Origin of the sequence: Kitasatospora sp. NPDC089913 (genome assembly GCF_044748625.1) — a bacterium.
Classification (GTDB): Bacteria; Actinomycetota; Actinomycetes; order Streptomycetales; family Streptomycetaceae; genus Kitasatospora.
Genome location: NZ_JBIVGI010000014.1, coordinates 173,855 through 191,243, shown reverse-complemented (window position 1 = coordinate 191,243; position 17,389 = coordinate 173,855). Strand labels below are relative to the sequence as shown.

The following is a 17,389-nucleotide window of genomic DNA, read 5'->3' as shown; positions in this document are numbered from 1 at the left end:
GCACCGGTACCGACAGGTCCCTCGGCAACCGCACCGGTCAGTGCCGCCCCGCTCTCCGCCGGAGGCACGAGAAGGGGTCGCCGACCAGGAGAATGGTGCGGCACAGTCCACCGGAAGTACCCGGAAGTACAGAGAAAGCGAACCCCCACATGGATCTCGGCGTGCGCTGGAAGCTGCACGGTGACGGGCGTACGCCCGCACCGGGAGCGGTCGTCCGTCCCGACGAACGGCTCTCCTGGCCCAGGACGGCGGGGCTGGGTGCCCAGCACGTGGTGGCCATGTTCGGCGCGAGCTTCGTGGCACCCGTACTGATGGGGCTGGACCCCAACCTGGCGATCATGATGTCCGGCGTCGCGACCGTGGTCTTCCTGCTCGCCACCCGGGGGCGGGTGCCCAGCTACCTCGGCTGCTCGCTCTCCTTCGTCGGCGTGGCCGCGGTGATCCGGGCCCAGGGCGGGACCAGTGCGACCGTCACCGGCGCCGTGTTCGTCGTGGGCGCGGTGCTGTTCCTGGTGGGCCTGGCCGTCCAGTGGTTCGGGGCGCGGATCATCCACGCCGCGATGCCGCCGATCGTCACCGGCGCCGTGGTCATGCTGATCGGCTTCAACCTCGCGCCCGTGACCGCCTCGACCTATTGGCCGCAGGACCAATGGACGGCGCTGCTGGTGATGCTGTTCACCGGGCTGGCCGTGGTGTGCCTGCGCGGCTTCTGGTCACGGGTGGCGATCTTCCTCGGGCTGCTCTTCGGCTACGCGATCTCCTGGCTGTTCGACCGGGTCTTCGGGAAGATCCACTCGGTGGACGCGGGCGGGCAGCTCACCGACCACTGGCGGCTGGACCTGTCCGGCGTCGGTTCGGCGGACTGGATCGGACTGCCCACCTTCCACGGCCCCTCGTTCGAGTGGTCCGCGATCCTGGTGGCACTGCCCGTGGTGATCGCGCTGGTCGCCGAGAACGCCGGGCACATCAAGGCCGTCGGCGAGATGACCGGCCGCAACCTGGACGACCGGCTCGGCACCGCGATCTCGGCCGACGGCGTCGGCTCGATGCTGTCCACCGCGCTCGGCGGACCGCCGAACACCACCTACTCCGAGAACATCGGCGTCATGGCCGCGACCCGGGTGTACTCCACCGCCGCCTACTGGGCCGCGGCCGGCTTCGCCCTGCTGTTCGGCATCTGCCCGAAGTTCGGTGCCGTGGTCGCCGCGATCCCCGGCGGGGTGCTCGGCGGCATCACCGTCATCCTCTACGGCATGATCGGCCTGCTCGGCGCGCAGATCTGGGTCAAGTCCGGGGTCGACCTGCGCAACCCGTTGAACCTGGTGCCGGCCGCCGCGGGCATCATCATCGGCATCGGCAACGTCACCCTGAAGTTCACCGACACCTTCAGCCTCAGCGGGATCGCCCTGGGCACCCTGGTGGTCATCACCGGCTACCACGTGCTGCGGGCCCTGGCCCCGGCGCACCTCAGGACGCAGGAACCGCTGCTCGACTCGGGCACCTCCTCCTACGACGCGGACGCGGGCCCGGCCGGGGAACCGGGCGAGGAGCCGGGCGGGGCCCGGCGACTCTCGCCGTAGCGGTCCGCCCCCTCGTCCCCGTGCCGTTCCCGCGGGTGACCGCCCCCGGTCGACCGCCCCCCGGCCGACCGGGGGGCGGCCGGCCGGGGGGCGTTGCCCGAAAGGGCCACGCCCGGCCCGCCCGGCTGGTCCCACAGGGCGTCAGATGGTCGAATCGCTCCGCACGTCCGGGCCGACCACCCGGTCGGCCTCCGACTCCGACGACTCGTCCACCCGGGAGTGACATGCCGTCTTCGCCCCACCACCACCGGACCACCGCCGGGATCGTGGCGCTCAGCGCGTTCGCGATCACCTGCGGCACCGCCGTCGCGGGCAGCTCCGCCACCGCCGCGGCCACCGTCCTGTGGACCCCGAGCACCGACAAGGGTCCTTCCTCCTTCGCCGGAGTGCAATGCGCGGAAGGGAAGTTCGGCGTCGTGAAGGACCCGGCCAAGGGCAGCGTGTGGCGGGCGTTCCAGGCCGCCGGCGAGGAACGCTGCGAGACGCTCGGCCCGAACCTGAAGGAGGGCAGCACCTTCTACCTCGGCTGGTCCTCCAAGCTGAACATCAAGGACAACAACAGCCGCTACGTGTTCCAGCTCAAGTGCTCGCCGAGCGCCGGCACGGCGAACCACCCGATCGAGATCGACGCCACCAACGGGCGCATCCGCCTCCAGGAGTGGGACACCCACCACGTGGCGCACACCTTGTGGACCGCGCCGACCAGCAACAACCAGTGGCACTCCTACGCCCTGAAGATCCGGCTCGGCCGGACCAACGGCACCATCGACTTCTGGTTCGACGGGGTGAAGCAGACCTTCACCACCGGCTCCGGCACCTTCAAGGGCACCACCTGGGACGGTGACCGCAACTACCTCAAGTGGGGCTCCTACCACCAGTCCACGGGGAACGCGACGAACACGTTCACCAGCCCGATCATGGCGACCACCCTCCAGGCGGCCACCGCCGGCTCCTGACCCGGGGCCCGGCAGATCCGGGCCCGACACACCGTCTCCCGGCTCCCGACCCGGGGCCCGGCGATCGGCCGGGGGCGGGACACGGCCCGGCGGACCGTCCGGCCTGCGCCGCTCCCGGCCCTCGGCTGCCTAGGGTCGGCAGGATGACGACCCCGACAGCCCCGGAGCCCCTGCTCGGCAGGCCGGAACGGCTGATCGCGCTGGCCGACGGCGTCTACGCCATCGCGATCACCCTGCTCGCCATCGACATCAAGCTCCCGGATGGCCTCGATTCCGCCGAGTTCCACCGCCAGCTGCACGAGCTCCTCCCCCAGGTCGGCGCGTACGCCCTGAGCTTCCTCGTCCTCGCGGCCTTCTGGCGCGACCACCACCGCCTGTTCCTCGGCGTCCGCCAGGTGGACGGCCTGGTGATCCGGCTGACGCTGTTCGGCCTGGGGGTGGCGGCGCTGCTCCCCTTCCCCACCTCCCTCATCGCCGAGTACGGGCGCGAACCCTCGGCCGTCGCCATCTACTCCGCGGCCGTCGCCGTCCTCGGCAGCACCCAGTTCACACTGCTGCTCGTGGTGTGGAGGCGCCCGTGGCTCCGGGCGGCGCCACTGCCGGACCGGGAGGCCCATGCATATCTGGCGGACCTCGGGGCGACGGTGGTCGTCTTCGCCGCCACGGCGCCGCTGAGCTTCCTCATCGGATCCCGGGTCGTGTGGGGCTGGCTGGTCCTGCTGCCGCTGAAGGTCGCCATCGGGCGCTGGAGCACGCGGGTCAGCCGGTCGGACGTGTGACCGCGCCCGCGCCGGGGGCATTTCGGGTACGGCGGGTGACGGCGTCGGGCACGGCGGGTGAGGGCTGTGGCCCGGACCACCCGGCGCCGCCTCCGGGGCCCGCCCGGGAGCCCGGTTTCCGCACCCGCCGGAACCGGGCCGCCACGCCTCGTCGACCGTGTGCCCGGCCTCACAGGCCCGCCGACGTGGCCCAGGCCACTTCCGGCCGGTATTCGATCTTGAAAATCGGGGCATTTGCCTTCAAATCAACCCATTTTCATGATCCATACCCACGGTAACCCCCCGCTGACGTGGCTAAACCTCCGAATCCTTGAAACACCACCCCCACCCCCGTAACTTCGAATGCGTTGCACCGAACGAGCCGCACACCAGGGCCTCACCGCCCCGGAGCCCGCACGGTGCCCGACCACGCGAGCGTCGCGTCCCGAAACCACTCCCTCCCCGGGGCCTGGTTCCGCACGCCCGCATCCCGCTCCGAAAGGAACCGCATGACCTTCCGTAACGAGACCACCGCCACCACCGCCACCAAGCGCCGCAACCGCGTCCGGATGGCACTCATGGCCGGGGCCCTCACCGCCCTGCCGGTGGCCGGCCTCGTCACGGCGAACGCCGCCTCCGCCGCCCCCGCCACCGTCTGGGACAAGGTCGCCGCCTGCGAGGCCACCGGCAACTGGGCCATCAACTCCGGCAACGGCTTCTACGGCGGCCTGCAGTTCACCAGCTCCACCTGGGCCGCCTTCGGCGGCACCGCCTACGCGCCGCAGGCGCACCAGGCCACCAAGGCCCAGCAGATCTCCGTCGGCGAGAAGGTCCTCGCCGCCCAGGGCCCCGGCGCCTGGCCCGTCTGCTCCGTCAAGGCCGGCCTCACCAAGTAACACCCCCGCCCCCTCCGTACTCCGGGGGCCGCACCACGACACACGCCGCTGACACCCGACCACCCCCACCACGGGGGAAGGTCCGGTATCAGCGGCGTCGTGCGTTCCCGGGCCGGACCGTCGGCCGGTCGGCCTCGCACCGGCCGGCCGGACGGCCGCTCAGCGCAGGTCGAACCGGTCGAGGTTCATCACCTTCGTCCACGCCGCCACGAAGTCCCGGACGAACTTCTCGTCCGCGTCCCCGGAGCCGTAGACCTCGGCCAGTGCGCGCAGCTGGGAGTGCGAGCCGAGGACGAGGTCGACGGCGGTGGCCGTCCACTTCACCGCGCCGGTGGCCCGGTCCCGCCCCTCGAAGACGTTCGCCTCCGACGCCGAGGGCTTCCACTCCGTGCCCATGTCGAGCAGATTGACGAAGAAGTCCGTCGTCAGCGTCTCCGGCCGGTGCGTGAGGACACCGTGCGGGGAGCCCCGGAAGCCGGCGTTCAGCGCCCGCATCCCGCCGATCAGGACGGTCAGCTCCGGCGCGGTCAGCGTCAGCAGGTCGGCCCGGTCGAGCAGCAGGGACTCGGGCGAGAGCTTCTCGTCGGCCCGCAGGTAGTTCCGGAACCCGTCGGCCCGCGGTTCGAGCACCGCGAAGGACTCCACGTCCGTCTGCTCCTGCGAGGCGTCGGTGCGCCCCGGGGCGAACGGGACCGTCACGGCGTGCCCGGCGGCGTGCGCGGCCCGCTCGACCGCCGCGTTGCCGCCCAGCACGACGAGGTCGGCGAGCGAGATCCGCCGGTCGCCGCTCTGCGCCGCGTTGAAGTCCCGCCGGATCTCCTCCAGCCGCCGGACCGTGTCGGTGACCTCGGGGAGGTTGTTGACCTCCCAGTCCTTCTGCGGCGCGAGCCGGATCCGGGCGCCGTTGGCGCCGCCGCGCATGTCGGTGCCGCGGTACACGGCGGCCGAGGCCCACGCGGTGGCGACCAGCTGGGGAATGCCCAGGCCGGAGTCGTGGATCCGCTTCTTGAGGTCGGCGACGTCCGCGTCCGTGACCGGCTCGTGGTCGGCGGCGGGGACCGGGTCCTGCCACAGCTGCGCCTCGGGCACCCACGGCCCGAGGTAGCGGGACACCGGGCCCATGTCGCGGTGCAGCAGCTTGTACCAGGCCTTGGCGAAGGCCTCGGCGAGCTGGTCGGGGTGCTCGTGGAAGCGCCGGCAGATCGCCTCGTAGACCGGGTCCTGGCGCAGGGCGAGGTCCGTGGTCAGCATCATCGGGGCGTGCCGCTTCGCGGGGTCGTGCGCGTCCGGCACGGCGCTCGCGGCCGCCGGGTCGGTGGGCTTCCACTGCTTGGCCCCGGCCGGGCTGGTGGTGAGTTCCCAGTCGTAGCGGAACAGGTTGTCCAGGTAACCGTTGTCCCAGCGGGTCGGCTCGGTGGTCCAGGCGCCCTCGAGTCCGCTGGTGAGGGCGTCGGCGCCGGAGCCGCTGCCGCAGGTGCTGCGCCAGCCCAGGCCCTGCTGTTCGATCGGGGCGCCCTCGGGCTCCGGGCCGACGCAGGACGGGTCCACGGCGCCGTGGCACTTGCCGAAGGTGTGTCCGCCGACGATGAGCGCGACCGTCTCCTCGTCGTTCATCGCCATCCGCGCGAAGGTCTCCCGGATGTCGACGGCGGCGGCCCTCGGGTCCGGATTGCCGTTGGGGCCCTCCGGGTTCACGTAGATCAGCCCCATCTGCACGGCGCCGAGCGGATTCGCGAGGTCGCGCTCGCCGCTGTAGCGCTCGTCGCCGAGCCAGGTGTCCTCGGGGCCCCAGAAGACCTCCTCGGGCTCCCAGATGTCCTCGCGGCCGAAGCCGAAGCCGAAGGTCCGGAAGCCCATCGACTCCATGGCGCAGTTCCCGGTGAAGACCAGCAGGTCGGCCCAGGAGATCTTCCGGCCGTACTTCTGCTTGACCGGCCAGAGCAGGCGCCGGGCCTTGTCCAGGCTGGCGTTGTCCGGCCAGCTGTTGAGCGGCGCGAAGCGCTGGGCGCCGCTGCCGCCGCCGCCCCGGCCGTCGGAGATCCGGTAGGTGCCGGCGGCGTGCCAGCTCATCCGGATGAACAGCGGCCCGTAGTGGCCGTAGTCGGCGGGCCACCAGTCCTGGGAGTCGGTCATCAGCGCGACGACGTCCCGCTTCAGCGCCTCGACGTCGAGGGTGGCGAACTCCGCCGCGTAGTCGAAGTCCTCGTCCATCGGGTCGGAGAGCGGCGAATGCCGGTGCAGGACCTGGAGGTCCAACTGCTCGGGCCACCAGTCGCGGTTGCTCCTGGGCCCGGTCGCCTTGGGGGTGGGGGAAGGAATTGCTGGGTTCTCGCTGTCGCTGCCGGACACGTCCGCCCCTTCGTCCTCAGTTGTTATCTGCCCTTTCGCCCGTATGGTCCCGCACCCGGGACCGTACGGCGGGCAGAACACGCGGGGCCTTCACCGGACGGGGCGGAGGCACGGCACGCGGCCGACGGGCGGCGCCCGGCGGCGCCGGCGCCGGGCTCAGGACCCGTCGGCGAGCCCGGCGCGCAGCACGTCGAGCCGGGCGGCGGCGCGGGCGGCCCAGCCGTCGCGCAGCTCCAGCGGCACGGTGACGGTGACACCGCTCTGCACCGGGTCGCGGATCTCGACCACGAACGGGTCGGCGGCGTGCAGCCGCAGGTAGGCGCTGCGGCCGGACTCCGGCCAGTCGGTGGCGGCGCCGTCCGGCGGCGTGCCGGCCTCCTCGGCCGCGGCGCGGGCGGAGAGCCACCCCGCGAGGTCCGCGAGGTCGGCGTCGGTGAGGTGCACCGGCAGCTGCGCGGTGACGAAACCGGTCCTGATCACGATCTCGGCCTCGTACCGGCCCTCCCGCCGGGCGCGCGCCGTCGGCCCGTCCAGCTCCACCGTGACGTTCCGCGTCCGGTCCGCCAACCTGATGATGTCCCCGCCCACGGTTGTCCCCGCTTCCGTCCGTCATCGGCCGGCCGCCCGCCGCCCCGCTCCCCCGACGGGGACCGGCGCGGCGGGCGGCCGCGGTACCGGGATCGTGCCAGGCCGCACCGACGGCCCGGCCGCCGGGCGGGCGGGCCGGTCAGCTCCACCGGCGCAGGGCGTCCAGGTACACGGCGGTACGACCGGTGGCACCCGGTGCGGGGGTGAGGACCACACCGATCTCCCGCACGTGGGCGGGGTCGGGCACCCCGGCCAGGTCCAGCCGCAGGACCCGCCCGTCCGGGCCGACGGTGACGGCGGGGCTCTCGGTCCAGCTCCAGCCGGAGGCGTCGCCGGTCCCGGCGCGCACGTACAGCCTGGCCGTGGTGCCGCCCGCCTGCTGCCCCCAGGGCGCGGTGCCGGCGGCGACGGTGAGCACGGTGGCCCCGGTCAGGTCGACGGGGGCGGTCCGCCCGAGCCGGACGGCGCCCCGCTCGGGCTCGACGTCGGCCTTGAGCGCGCTGCGGCCCTCGGCCGCTCCCTCGTCGGCGACCGCCCAGGGTCCGGCCGCCGCACCGGACCCGGACCAGCCCTCGGTGCCGTGCTCGAAGCCGGCCAGCAGGCCGCCGCGCCGCACGTCGTCGAGGTAGACCGCGGACCGGCCGCCCGCCCCGGCCGCGGGGGCGAACTCGACGCCGATCTCGCGGACGTGGGCCCGGTCCGGGACCCTGGTCAGGTCCAGGACCAGCCGGGTGGACTTGGTGTCGACGGTGACGGCACCCGAGTCCGTCCAGGTCCAGCCCGCGGCGTCGCCGGTGCCGGTGCGCACGTAGAGCTTGGCGCGGGTGCCGCCCGCCTGGTCGCCCCACGGCGCGGTGCGGGCGTCGACGCTGAGCACGGTGTCGCCGGAGAGGTCGAGCGGGCCGACCTTGTTCAGGTAGGCGGCGCCGGTGCCGAGGTCCACGTCCGCCTTGAGCGACCCGCTGCCGCGGGCGGACCACTCGGTCACCTGCCACGGGCCGGCCGCGAGGTGCCAGCCGCTCCAGCCCTGGGTGCCGCTCTCGAAGTCCTGGTAGGACACCGGCGGGTCCTCCGCCGGGGCGGCGGCGAGGTCGACCCCTCCCCGGTTCACCGTCCACGGGTCGTTCATCAGCTCGGCGCCGTTGACGTTCCGGGCCGGACTCCACTCGTTGTTCCAGGCCAGGAAGTAGGAGGTGCGCGGGAAGCGCTCGTGCAGCGCCTTCACCCACAGGTCGTAGTCGAAGGTGCCGCCCGCGCCCGCACCGGGGCCGATCTCGGTGAACGCGAACGGCTTGCCGAGCTCGAGCAGCTTCTCGTAACCGGTGATCGCGGACGGGTCGGCGGTGTAGCAGTCCAGTCCGACCACGTCGGCGTAGGCGCGGCCGACCCAGTAGGCGGTGGGGTCGGCGGAGCCGCAGTTCGGCGCGTACGTCCACAGCAGGTTGTGCAGGCCCTTGGCGGTGGTGAGGTAGTCGTAGGTGCCGCGCCACAGTGCCGCGAAGTCGGCCGGGTCCTGGCGGCCCCACCAGAACCAGTCCCCGTTCATCTCGTGGAACGGCCGGAACAGCACGGGCACCCCGGCGTCGGACAGTCGCCGCAACCCGGCCGCGACGTCGTCGAGTTCGCTCCGCCAGGCCCGGCCGGCGGCGGTGGCCGGGTCGGACAGCTGCCGGAACGCCGGCTGCGGCAGCGGAGTCCGCCACGCGGCGCCCGCCACCGGGTTCGGCAGGTGGACGCTCACCGAGACCAGTCCGCCGCGACCGGCGTGCTCGATCATCTCGCTGTCGCAGCCCGAGTCGATCGCGGTCGGCTCCCCGCCTGCGTTCCAGCCGCTCGCGTAGTCGCAGGCGAGGATCGCCGGGAACCGGCCCGTCCGGTCGGCCAGTTCGGTGACGTCCCGGTACTGGGTGGCGAAGTCCTTTCCGGACCCGGCCGCGGCGCTGCCGCTGTACCCGGCGAAGAATCCGGACGCCGTCCTGTTCCGCAGTCCCCGGTCGGGCAGGTGCGCGAGCCAGTCCAGCACCGCCCGCGCCTGCGGGCTCGCCCCCGCGTCCACCGGTGGAACGGCGGCCGCCACCGCCACCGGCGCGGCGGCGCTCCCGCCGCCCAGCACGCTCGCCACCGCGAGCAGGACCGCGACGGATCGTCGACGCAGCCTCATCAGCACCCCCCGTTGCTTTCGGCACAAGCAGGAGCATCCGTCCTGCCGATGATCACACTAGGGGCTGGACGTCCGTCCGGACGACGGCCGGTGGGGGCGTCACCCCGGCCGGACCAGACGGTTCTCGTGGGCGTAGACCACCGCCTGGATCCGGTCGCGGAGTTCCAGCTTCTGCAGGACCCGCCCCAGATGGGACTTCACGGTCGCCTCCGCCAGGTACAGGGCGGCCGCGATCTCGGCGTTGGACAGCCCCCGGCCGACCTCGACCAGCACCTCGCGCTCCCGGGCGCTGAGCCGGCCGAGCCGGTCGTCGCGCGCGGCAGCGCGGCCGTCCGGGATGTGCGGGCGGAGGGTCTCCAGCAGGCGCCGGGTGATCCGCGGCGACACCACGGCGTCGCCCGCGGCCACGGTCCGGATCGCGCCGAGCAGCTCCTCCGGCCTGGTGTTCTTCAGCAGGAAGCCGGAGGCTCCGGCGTGCAGCCCGGCGAAGGCGTACTCGTCCAGGTCGAAGGTGGTGAGGATCAGCACCCTGCTCCGCGGGGAGACCCGGACCACCTCGCGGGTCGCCTCGATCCCGTCCGTCCCGGGCATCCGGACGTCCATCAGGACGACATCGGGGCGCAGCTCCCGGGCGAGCCGGACGGCCTGCTGCCCGTCCGCGGCCTCGCCGACCGGGGCCATGTCGGGCTGGGCGTCCAGGACGGTGCCGAAGGCCATCCGGAGCAGGGCCTCGTCGTCGACGATCAGGATCCGGATCGTCATGCGGGCACCGCCCCGGCGCTGTCGAGGAGCAGCCGGGTACGGACGCCCCAGCCGCCGCCCGGGAGCGGTCCGGCCCGCAGCGTGCCCCCGTAGGCGGCCGCGCGCTCGCGCATGCCGGGGATGCCGTGGCCGGAGGGTGCGGCGGCGGGGGCTCCGGCGGAGGGTGGCGGGCAGGGGCCGTTGTCGGTGACGTCGACGGTGACGGTGCCGGGCGAGCAGCCGATCCGGACCGTCGCGCCGGTGCCGGCGGGGGTGTGTTTGAGGGCGTTGGTCAAGGCTTCCTGCACCAGGCGGTAGACGGTGAGCTGGGCGGTGGCGGGCAGGTGGCCGTGGCCGCCGTGGACCTCCAGCCGGGTCGGCAGGCCGGCGGCGGACATCTGCTCGGCGAGGGCGTCCAGTTGGGCGATTCCGGGCAGCGGGTGGCGCTCGGCGTCCGGTTCGTCGGCCCGCAGGACGCCCAGCGAGCGCCGCATGTCGGTCAGCGCCTGCCGGCCGGTCCCGGAGATCTGCCGCATCGCCGCGTCGGCCCGGTCGGGCGACCGCTGCCGCGCGTAGCCGGCGGCGTCGGCGAGCGCGACCATGACGGAGAGGTTGTGGGTGACGATGTCGTGCATCTCGCGGGTGATCCGCGCCCGTTCCTCGGCGACGGCGAGTCGTGCCCGCTGTTCCTGCTCCCGCTCCCGGTGTGCGGCCCGTTCCTCCACGGCGGCGAGGTAGGCGCGGGTGGTGCGTACGTTCGTCCCGAGGACGGCGGCGGCCACGGTCGTCGCGGTGACGGCGACGAACGGGGTGGCGAACGCGCCGTCCGGCGCCCAGCGCAGGCAGGCCAGCAGGACTCCCGCCTCCACGACGGCGGCGGCGGCCAGTGCGGTGCGCCGGTCGGAGCGCGCGGCCACCGTGTAGAGGGCCACCAGGACGGCGATGTCGGCGGGGAGTTGGACGTCCAGCAGCCACTGGACGGTGGCCGCGGCCACCACCGCGCCGAACACCGCGAGCGGGGCCCGGCGGCGCCACAGCAGGGGCAGCGCGAGGGCGGCGGTGAGGGCCACGGTGAACGCCCGTTCCTGCGGCACGGGCACGGTCGCGGCGTTGAGGAGGAGGAGCGCCGGGAGCAGCGCGTCCCACACCTGGGGCGGCAGCCGGGGGATCCGGCGGGCCGCGGCGGTGGCCGCCCGTTCCAGCCGGCCCGCCCACGGCCGGGGGGCCTTTCCGGGTACCGCGGCCGCCTCGGTCATCGCACGTCCTTGTCGTCCTTGTCGTTCTGGTCGCTCTGGTCGCTCTGGTTCGCTCTTGTTGTTCTGGTTGTACTGGTTGCTCTTGTCGTTCGGGTCACGCTTGTCGTTCGGGTCGCTCTTGCAGCCGTGGGTGCTGCGCTTGCCCCGGTCGCTGTCGCCGTCCGGGCGTTTCCGCGGCCCTGTCACGGTAGGCCACCGGCCCGCCGGGCACATGCGCCCACCGTCGGACGGTGCCGGGGCCGTCTACGACCCGAGGAGGAGGGCGGACACCTCCCCCGGTCGCAACGCGACCGCCGGTCCGGGGAGCCCGGCTGCCACCCCGGTCGCAGCGGCAGGGGTGCTGGCGCCCGCCCGGGGTGGGACCGGGCGGCGACCCGGGGGCGATGCGGCGTCGGGTGACCGCCGCCGACGATGGCCGGGTGAACGAGATCATCTCGGGACTGTTCCTGTCCCCCCTGGAAATCCTCGCCCTGCTGGCCGCCCTCGCCCTGGTGGTGGCGCGCTGGCTGCCCCCGGCCGCCCGCCCCCGCACCACGGTCGTGGCGGGCGCGGTGCTCGTCCTGTCCGGGCTCGTGCTGCTCGTGACCGGGATCCGCTGGCAGCTGCTGCCGGTCCTGGCCGGTGCCCTCCTCGCCCTGCCGTTCGCCCTCGCCCCGCTGCTGCGCCGGCGGTCCGGCCGGACGACGTGGCGGGCCCGCTGGTGGCTGGCGCTGCCGGGATCGCTGGCCTGCGCCGGGCTGGTCGCCGCCGGGCCGGTGTCCGCCTGGGCCTTCCCCGTTCCCGAGTTCCCCGAGCCCACGGGCGGGTTCGCGGTCGGCACCCGGGTGCTGCAGTGGACCGACCAGCAGCGGCCGGAGACCTTCACCCCCGATCCGGCCGACCGGCGCACGGTCGTGGTCCAGCTCTGGTACCCCGCGGGGAGGAGCCCCGCCGGTGCGCCGCGGGCCCAGTACCTCGGGCGCACCGAGGCCGAGGCGCGGACCGTCGCCGGGGCCCTCGCCGGCGGGGTCGGCCTGCCGGACTTCCTGATGGACGGTGTGCCGCGGGCCCGCAGCCGTTCGGTCTTCGACGCCCCGGTGGCCGGGGACGGCGGCCGCTTCCCGGTGGTGCTGTTCTCGCCCGGATCGGGCGGGGTGCGCACCCAGAACACCGCCTGGGCGGAGGAACTCGCGAGCCACGGCTACCTGGTGGCCGCCCTCGACCACCCGTACGACTCCGCGGCCGTCGTCCTCGCCGACGGCCGGACGGTCACCACCGAGACCTCCTCCTCCGGCGACGCGGACCAGGACGAGAAGCTGGCGGCCGGCTGGACGGCGGTCCGGGCCGCCGATCTCGGTTTCGTCCTCAGCCAGTTGGAGGGTCTGGACCGGGCCGGGAGCGGCGACCCGCTGACCGGGCGGCTGGACACCGGCCGGGCCGCGGTGACCGGCCATTCGATGGGGGGCGCCGCCGCGCTCCAGGCCGCCCGGCAGGACCACCGGTTCCGTGCCGTCGTCGATCTGGACGGCTTCCCGCACGGCCCGGCCTCGCCCTCGCTCGACCGGCCGGTGCTCGCGATGACCCAGGCGCTGACCGGGGCGACCGACGCCCGGTACCTCCCCCGGCTGACCGAGGCGCTCGCGGCGAACACGGCGACGAGCTACCGGCTGACCGTTCCCGGCGCGGCGCACCTCAGCTTCATGGACGGCCCGCTGTACCTGCCGCCGGTCCCGGGCATCGTCGGCTCCCTGGGCCGCGCCCGGAGCCCGCGCGTCGTCGCCGGGGCCACCCTCGCCTTCCTGGACGCCGCTCTGCGCGACCGGCCGGGCGACCTGTCCGGCGCGCTGTCGGCCTACGGCAGCCTCACCGTCCGGGCCCCGGGCGGGCGCTGAGGGGGCGGGCCCACGGCCCCGGGGGGGGGGGCCCCCCCCCGGGGGGGCCCCACACCCGGTGCCGCCTTAGCGGTGCCGCCTTAGCGGTGCCGCACGCCGGAGGCCCCGCGGACTCACCCCGCCGGGGCCGGGCGGAGCACCCGCCGCACGGCGGCGCGCAGCCACTGGTGGCCGCCGTCGGCGGCATGGCGCGGGTGCCAGGCCATCCCGATGGCCAGCGGCGGCAGTTCGAGCGGGATCTCCAGCAGCCGCAGGCCCAGGGTCTGCGCCGCACCGGAGAGCGGCGACGGCGGCTCGCCCGGCCGGGCGACCGGCACCAGGCAGACCACGTCGCCGGTGGCGGCCAGCGCCATCGCCGCCAGGTGCCCCGGCAGTACGGCGCTCACCCGGCGGCTGAGGCCCCGTTCGGCGAGAGCCGCGTCCAGCGGGCCGGTGAAGCGGCCGCGCCGGCTCACCACCACGTGCTCGGCGGCCGCCAGCCGGTCCGGCGTCAGCGGCCCCTCGGTCAGCGGGTGCCCGGCCCGGACCCCGACCGCCATCCGCAGCGTGGCCAGTTCCTCCACCAGGGTCTCCGGGTCGACGTGGTCGATCGCCCCGATCTCCAGATCGATCCGGCCCTCGCGCAGCGCGGGTCCCGCCTCGAAGTCCTCCGCCAGCACCCGCAGCGAGACGCCCGGCGCCCGGCGGCGGGCCAGGGCGAGCAGGCCGGGCGCCAGGGCCGCGCCGACCAGGTCCGCGGCCTGGACGGTGAAGGTGCGCCGCAGCGCGGCGGGATCGACCCCGCCGCTCGGGGTGAGCAGCGCCTCCAGCCGGCGCACCACCGCGGCGGCCTCGTCCCGCAGTTCCTCGGCGCGGGGCGTGGGCACCATCGCCTGGCCCGCCCGCACCAGCAGCGGGTCCTGGAGGACCCGGCGCAGCCGGGCCAGGGTGCGGCTCATCGCCGCCGGGGACGTGTGCAGCCGCGCGGCGGCCCGGGTGACGCTCTGCTCGGTCAGCAGGGCGTCGAGGGCGACCGCGAGATTGGCGTCGAGGTTCGGATCCTGGCTGCTCACCGGCATTGTTCCGTTCTGGGCAAGGATTGGATGCTGAAGTTCCCATTGTGGCAACAGGGTCGCCGTCCGCACGATGAGGGGGCACCACTGATCCGACCGAGACCGTGAGGTTTTCATGATCGTCATCACCGCCCCCACCGGGAACATCGGCCGTCGACTGCTGTCGCTCCTGGTCGAGGCCGCGCCCGCGCACGGGGAGGAACTGCGGGTCGTGGTCCGCGATCCGGCCCGGCTGCCCGCGGCCGTCCGCGCCCGGGTCGAGGTGGTCACCGGCTCGCACGGCGTCGCCGCGACCGTCGAGCGCGCGTTCGCCGGCGCCGACGCCGTGTTCTGGCTGGTGCCGCCGGACGCCTCGGCCGCGCCCGAGGACGGCTGGAGCGGCTTCACCCGGCCCGCCGTCCGGGCCTTCGCCGCCCACGGCGTCGACCGGGTGGTCGGGGTGTCGGCGCTCGGCCGCGGCACCGCGCAGGCGGCCCGGGCCGGGCTGGTCACCGCCTCCCTCGCCATGGACGACCTGATCGCCGGCTCCGGCGTCGCCTACCGCGCCCTGGCCTGTCCGTCCTTCTTCGAGAACCTGCTGGAGGACGCCGACTCGATCCGGGCCGACGGCGTCTTCACCGACACCGTCGCCGCGGACCGCCGCGCCCCGCTGGTGGCCGTCGCCGACATCGCCGCGACGGCGGCCGGGCTGCTGCTGGACCGCTCGTGGAGCGGCGTGGACAGCGTCCCGGTGCTCGGCCCGCAGGACCTCTCGCCCGAGGACCTGGCCCGGATCATGACCGAGCAGCTCGGCCGCCCGGTCCGCTACCGGCGGCAGTCGCTGGACGAGCTGCGCTCCGACCTGCTCGGGTACGGCCTGCACGCGGCCTTCGCGGAGGGCGTCGTCGAGATGAAGCGCGCCAAGGACGAGGGCCTGGACGCGGGCGTCGGGCGACCGCCGCGGCCGGCGGTCCCGGCCACCTCGTTCGAACGCTGGTGCGCCGAGACCCTGAAGCCCGCCGTTCTCGCCACCACCACCGCCACCGCCGCGCCCGCCACCGCGCCCACCACTGCCGCCCCCACCGACACCCTCACCGCCCCGGAGGCCACCGATGCCCGCTGACCCGACCGTGCCGGCCGTCACCGCGTTCATGCTGGTCAAGACCACGCCCGAGTGGCTGGGGATGAGTGTGGACGAGCGGGTCCACGCGTTCACCACCCAAGTCCTCCCGGTGATCGAGGCCCGTGCCCGCGGCGTCCGCTCCCGCTTCTACGACACGGAGTTCTACTCGGCGCGGGTGACCGACATCTGGGTCTGGGAGGCGGACGACCACGATTCCTACCGGCTGCTGGTCGACGCGCTGCGCGAAACCCCGTTCTGGGACCGCTGGTTCGAGGTGGTCGAGCTGCTCGTGGGCACCGAGAACGGCTACGCCCGCACCTACGGCCTGGACCCGGTCGCCACCGTCGCGGTCTGACGGCCGCCGCCCCGGTGCGCCGCCCCGGTGCGCCGCCCCGGCCCGGTGCGCACCGGGCCGGGGCCGGTTCAGCGCTTGGTGCCGTCGACGATGACGGGCGTGCCGCCGTTGGAGCCGCAGGGGCTGGCGTAGACGGGGTTCTTCTCGGCCGCGGCCTTGAAGGCCTCGATGCACTGGCTCAGCAGGATCTTGTCGGTCAGCGAGCCGGCGATCGCGGCGTTGGCGGCCGCGGTGCTGTCCGCCTCGATCTTGCGCTTCTCGGCCTCGGCCTTGGCCGTGCGCACGGCCGCCTCCGCCTGGGCGGTGGCCTGGTCCTGCTGGATCTTCTGGTCGATCGCCTTCTGCAGGCCGTCGCTCGGCCGGACGTTGCGCAGGTTGACCCCGTTGACGAGGATGCCGCGCGGGGCCAGCCGGGCGGTGATCAGCTTGTCGATCTCGGTGCTGATCGCCTCCCGCTGCGAGCTGTAGCCCTCGACACTGGTGTGACGGGCGAAGACGTTGCGCACGATCTCCCGGCTGTCCGGGTAGACCAGCCGCTGCTGGACGGCCCCGGCGCTGCCGGCCAGCTTGTACAGGTCGACGGTGTGCTGCGGGTCGATCGACCACTTGACCGTCAGGTCGGCGTAGAGCACCCCGCCCTCGGAGGACCGGACCTCGACCGTCGAGTCGCCCGTCAGGTCGAGGTCGACGGGCCGGGTCGAGAAGGTGGTGACGTCGGTCAGCGGCGACTTGAAGTGCAGCCCCGGCTGCCAGGCCGTACCGACCCTGCCGAGGCTGGTCGGCACCCCTACATCGGTCGGATCCACCACGTGCACAAAGGTGGTGAGCCCCAGCAGCAGCCCGAGGGCACCGGTGAGGAGTGCGCCCAGGGTGACCGGCCAGGACCCGACCTTGCGCCGGCGGAGTACGAGCAGACTGGCGCCGACGGCCAGGAACAGCAGGGAAACGATCAGCATGGTGAGTCTCTCGGACTGAAATGATCACACCGGACGGCCGCAGCCTAGACAGCCCTCCCGCACCCCCATAAGTCACGTCAGCCGATGTTCATGCGATGAACCCCCGACGTTGGCCGAGCGGAACGGGAGACGACCCGGCGCCGCGCGACGCCCCCTCACCGTCCTGGGCCCGGCCGCACTCGGGCCGACCGAATACGAAGCCCGGACAGCTCGCCACCGGTAGGCCCACAAGTCCCTCCGATCACGGTGTTTGACGATCAGTCAGCTCCAAGCCGATCGCAACGGCCGCAACGGCTGGCCGAATCCGAACGCGACCCCGGCCCGACTCCCCCGCCGAGGGACCGCTCGCACCGGGCCTCCGGGAGGTACCCGGAGTGACGACGCGGTGAAGGATCGGCCGGCGGTCACCGGGGGCGCCGAGCTGCCCTCTTCGTCGATGCGGCACGGACCGCTCCCCGCCGGACCGCGTCACCGGCGCCCGCGCGGACCGGGCTGGCACCACCACCACCGGGGCCTACGCATGCGGACGAACCGGGCATCACGACACCCCGGCCCCCGCACCGCCCCGCCTCCGACCGGAACGACTTACCGGCCAATGTGGTCGAGGCACTCTCTCGGCGGCGCGCGGGGCGACCTAGACTCGGCTGCGCGGTGGCACCCGGCCGTGATCGATCCGAGCCGGGCACCCACGGGGGACCAGGCACAGCGGCACCACCCGCCCGGGCACTCAGGTGCGCCGGAGCACGCAGGTCGCACTTCCGCCCGGTA

General features: G+C 74.2%; 14 protein-coding genes. 7 read left to right on the top strand and 7 right to left on the bottom strand.

Annotated elements, in window-relative coordinates; translation table 11 throughout:
• The first annotated feature begins 149 nt into the window (after nt 1-149).
• From ACIPYS_RS22415 to ACIPYS_RS22400, 4 genes are all read left to right on the top strand, one after another.
• Complete coding sequence (locus tag ACIPYS_RS22415; protein ID WP_093858530.1) at nt 150-1,580, top strand: uracil-xanthine permease family protein; 1,431 nt, start codon at nt 150-152, stop codon at nt 1,578-1,580.
• 224 nt (nt 1,581-1,804) lie between these two features.
• Complete coding sequence (locus tag ACIPYS_RS22410) at nt 1,805-2,536, top strand: heparin lyase I family protein (protein ID WP_400748625.1); 732 nt, start codon at nt 1,805-1,807, stop codon at nt 2,534-2,536.
• Between the two features lie 143 nt (nt 2,537-2,679).
• A complete protein-coding gene (locus tag ACIPYS_RS22405) occupies nt 2,680-3,315 on the top strand; it encodes a TMEM175 family protein (protein ID WP_173861997.1) in 636 nt (211 codons plus the stop codon).
• 488 nt (nt 3,316-3,803) lie between these two features.
• Nucleotides 3,804-4,190, top strand: a complete 387-nt coding sequence (locus tag ACIPYS_RS22400) for a transglycosylase family protein (RefSeq protein WP_400748621.1) — start codon at nt 3,804-3,806, stop codon at nt 4,188-4,190.
• 159 nt (nt 4,191-4,349) lie between these two features.
• Here ACIPYS_RS22400 and katG read toward each other — a convergent pair whose 3' ends face one another.
• From katG to ACIPYS_RS22375, 5 genes are all read right to left on the bottom strand, one after another.
• Nucleotides 4,350-6,539: a catalase/peroxidase HPI gene (gene katG, locus ACIPYS_RS22395; protein ID WP_400748618.1), complete on the bottom strand. Its 2,190-nt coding sequence runs from the start codon at nt 6,537-6,539 to the stop codon at nt 4,350-4,352.
• Between the two features lie 156 nt (nt 6,540-6,695).
• Complete coding sequence (locus tag ACIPYS_RS22390; RefSeq protein WP_093858533.1) at nt 6,696-7,127, bottom strand: DUF5959 family protein; 432 nt, start codon at nt 7,125-7,127, stop codon at nt 6,696-6,698.
• Nucleotides 7,128-7,266: 139 nt separating this feature from the next.
• The gene (locus tag ACIPYS_RS22385; RefSeq protein WP_400748613.1) at nt 7,267-9,288 is read right to left on the bottom strand and encodes a glycosyl hydrolase; all 2,022 of its coding nucleotides are present in this window, start codon (nt 9,286-9,288) and stop codon (nt 7,267-7,269) included.
• Nucleotides 9,289-9,387: 99 nt separating this feature from the next.
• A complete protein-coding gene (locus ACIPYS_RS22380; protein WP_093858535.1) occupies nt 9,388-10,050 on the bottom strand; it encodes a response regulator transcription factor in 663 nt (220 codons plus the stop codon).
• Complete coding sequence (locus tag ACIPYS_RS22375) at nt 10,047-11,471, bottom strand: sensor histidine kinase (protein ID WP_400748609.1); 1,425 nt, start codon at nt 11,469-11,471, stop codon at nt 10,047-10,049. Before ACIPYS_RS22375 ends, ACIPYS_RS22380 begins: the two co-directional genes overlap by 4 nt.
• Before the next feature lie 197 nt (nt 11,472-11,668).
• Between ACIPYS_RS22375 and ACIPYS_RS22370 the strand changes: the two genes are divergently transcribed.
• Nucleotides 11,669-13,156: an alpha/beta hydrolase family protein gene (locus tag ACIPYS_RS22370; RefSeq protein ID WP_400748607.1), complete on the top strand. Its 1,488-nt coding sequence runs from the start codon at nt 11,669-11,671 to the stop codon at nt 13,154-13,156.
• A gap of 113 nt (nt 13,157-13,269) precedes the next feature.
• On the opposite strand, the gene ACIPYS_RS22365 is transcribed toward ACIPYS_RS22370, so the two are convergent.
• Nucleotides 13,270-14,214, bottom strand: coding sequence for a LysR family transcriptional regulator (locus tag ACIPYS_RS22365; protein WP_400748604.1), 945 nt, complete (start codon nt 14,212-14,214; stop codon nt 13,270-13,272).
• Between the two features lie 109 nt (nt 14,215-14,323).
• Here ACIPYS_RS22365 and ACIPYS_RS22360 point away from each other — a divergent pair, with 109 nt between their 5' ends.
• Nucleotides 14,324-15,310: an NAD(P)H-binding protein gene (locus ACIPYS_RS22360; RefSeq protein WP_400748602.1), complete on the top strand. Its 987-nt coding sequence runs from the start codon at nt 14,324-14,326 to the stop codon at nt 15,308-15,310.
• Nucleotides 15,300-15,665 carry a darcynin family protein gene (locus ACIPYS_RS22355; protein WP_400748599.1) on the top strand — a complete coding sequence of 122 codons (366 nt, stop codon included), beginning with the start codon at nt 15,300-15,302 and terminating at the stop codon, nt 15,663-15,665. Before ACIPYS_RS22360 ends, ACIPYS_RS22355 begins: the two co-directional genes overlap by 11 nt.
• Before the next feature lie 68 nt (nt 15,666-15,733).
• On the opposite strand, the gene ACIPYS_RS22350 is transcribed toward ACIPYS_RS22355, so the two are convergent.
• Nucleotides 15,734-16,621 carry a prohibitin family protein gene (locus tag ACIPYS_RS22350; protein ID WP_093858540.1) on the bottom strand — a complete coding sequence of 296 codons (888 nt, stop codon included), beginning with the start codon at nt 16,619-16,621 and terminating at the stop codon, nt 15,734-15,736.
• Nucleotides 16,622-17,389 lie beyond the last annotated feature (768 nt).